Genomic DNA, 2,579 nt, shown 5'->3' with positions numbered 1-2,579 from the left:
GGGAACGGGGGCACGCAACCCTCGCTACCATGGGTTGTCCGGACCGGACACGGGCACCGGATCCTCCCCCACACTTCGTCCGGGGGGACCCCCAGAGGAGCGCTCTTGCCAGACGAGGTCCAGCCAATCTCCGCCGCGCAGCCCGACCCGCAGGCCGAGCAGACCACGGCGGCCCCCGCCACGCCCCCGCCGGCCCCGCCGGTCAAGCCCGCGCCGGCGGTCAAGCCCGCGTCGACGAAGTCCGCAGGGTCCTCCAACCGGGTGCGCGCCCGTCTCGCCCGGCTCGGCGTACAGCGCTCGAACCCGTACAACCCGGTTCTGGAGCCGTTGCTCCGCATAGTCCGCAGCAACGACCCGAAGATCGAGACGTCGACGCTGCGCCAGCTGGAGCAGGCCTACCAGGTGGCCGAGCGCTGGCACCGCGGCCAGAAGCGCAAGAGCGGCGACCCGTACATCACCCACCCGCTCGCGGTGACCACCATCCTCGCCGAGCTCGGCATGGACCCGGCGACCCTCATGGCCGGTCTGCTGCACGACACCGTCGAGGACACCGAGTACGGCCTCGAAGACCTGCGCCGCGACTTCGGGGACGCCGTGGCCCTGCTCGTCGACGGCGTCACCAAGCTGGACCGGGTGAAGTTCGGCGAGGCCGCCCAGGCGGAGACCGTCCGCAAGATGGTCGTGGCGATGGCCAAGGACCCGCGCGTCCTGGTCATCAAGCTCGCCGACCGGCTGCACAACATGCGCACCATGCGCTACCTCAAGCGGGAGAAGCAGGAGAAGAAGGCCCGCGAGACCCTTGAGATCTATGCCCCGCTGGCTCACCGGCTGGGCATGAACACGATCAAGTGGGAGCTCGAAGACCTCTCCTTCGCGATCCTCTACCCGAAGATGTACGACGAGATCGTGCGCCTGGTGGCCGAGCGCGCGCCCAAGCGCGACGAGTACCTCGCCGTCGTCACCGACGAGGTGCAGGTCGACCTCAGAGCCGCCCGCATCAAAGCCACCGTCACGGGCCGCCCCAAGCACTACTACAGCGTCTACCAGAAGATGATCGTCCGCGGCCGTGACTTCGCGGAGATCTACGACCTGGTGGGCATTCGCGTCCTCGTCGACACCGTCCGGGACTGCTACGCGGCCCTGGGCACCGTGCACGCGCGATGGAACCCGGTCCCCGGCCGGTTCAAGGACTACATCGCGATGCCCAAGTTCAACATGTACCAGTCGCTCCACACGACGGTCATCGGCCCCAGCGGCAAGCCCGTCGAGCTGCAGATCCGTACCTTCGACATGCACCGCCGCGCCGAGTACGGCATCGCCGCGCACTGGAAGTACAAGCAGCAGACCGTCGCCGGCACCTCCAAGGTCCGCACCGACGTCCCGCAGGCCGCCAAGGGCAGCGCCGGCCAGGACACGGTCAACGACATGGCCTGGCTGCGCCAGCTGCTGGACTGGCAGAAGGAGACCGAGGACCCGGGCGAGTTCCTCGACTCGCTGCGCTTCGACCTCTCCCGCAACGAGGTCTTCGTCTTCACGCCCAAGGGCGACGTCATCGCGCTGCCCGCCGGAGCCACCCCCGTGGACTTCGCGTACGCCGTCCACACCGAGGTCGGCCACCGGACGATAGGGGCCAGGGTCAACGGCCGGCTCGTCCCGCTGGAGTCCACGCTCGACAACGGCGACCTGGTCGAGGTCTTCACCTCCAAGGCCGAGGGCGCGGGCCCGTCCCGCGACTGGCTCGGCTTCGTCAAGTCCCCGCGGGCCCGCAACAAGATCCGCGCCTGGTTCTCCAAGGAGCGCCGCGACGAGGCCATCGAGCACGGCAAGGACGCCATCGCGCGGGCCATGCGTAAGCAGAACCTGCCGATCCAGCGCATCCTGACCGGCGACTCGCTCGTCACCCTCGCGCACGAGATGCGCTACCCCGACATCTCCTCCCTCTACGCGGCGATCGGCGAGGGCCACGTGGCCGCGCAGGGCGTCGTGCAGAAGCTGGTGGCGGCCCTCGGCGGCGAGGAAGCGGCCAACGAGGACATCGAGGAATCGATCCCGCCGGCGCGCGGCCGCAAGCGGCGCACCAACGCCGACCCGGGTGTCGTCGTCAAGGGCGTCGACGACGTGTGGGTCAAGCTGGCCCGCTGCTGCACGCCGGTTCCCGGCGACCCGATCGTCGGGTTCGTCACGCGAGGCAGCGGCGTATCGGTTCACCGCGCGGACTGCGTCAACGTGGACTCCCTCTCCCAGGAGCCCGAGCGGATGCTGGAGGTCGAGTGGGCGCCCACCCAGTCCTCCGTCTTCCTGGTCGCCATCCAGGTCGAGGCGCTGGACCGGTCCCGACTGCTGTCGGACGTCACCCGGGTCCTCTCGGACCAGCACGTCAACATCCTCTCGGCGGCCGTCCAGACCTCCCGCGACCGGGTGGCCACCTCCCGGTTCACCTTCGAGATGGGCGACCCCAAGCACCTGGGGCACGTCCTGAAGGCCGTCCGGGGCGTCGAGGGCGTCTACGACGTCTACCGCGTCACCTCGGCCCGCAGGCCGTAAGACGTACGAGGGCCCTGGTACGGAGATCCGTACCG

At 69.5% G+C, this 2,579-nt stretch carries 1 protein-coding gene; it reads left to right on the top strand.

The features are described 5' to 3' along the window. Positions 1–105: 105 nt before the first annotated feature. On the top strand, positions 106–2,544 hold the full coding sequence (locus ACWGIU_RS35175; protein WP_453712159.1) for a RelA/SpoT family protein: 2,439 nt from the start codon (positions 106–108) through the stop codon (positions 2,542–2,544). Positions 2,545–2,579 lie beyond the last annotated feature (35 nt).

This window comes from Streptomyces sp. NPDC054840, assembly GCF_053611065.1.
Note: the sequence above shows the minus strand (reverse complement) of the source record. Positions and strands in the feature narration are given on the sequence as shown.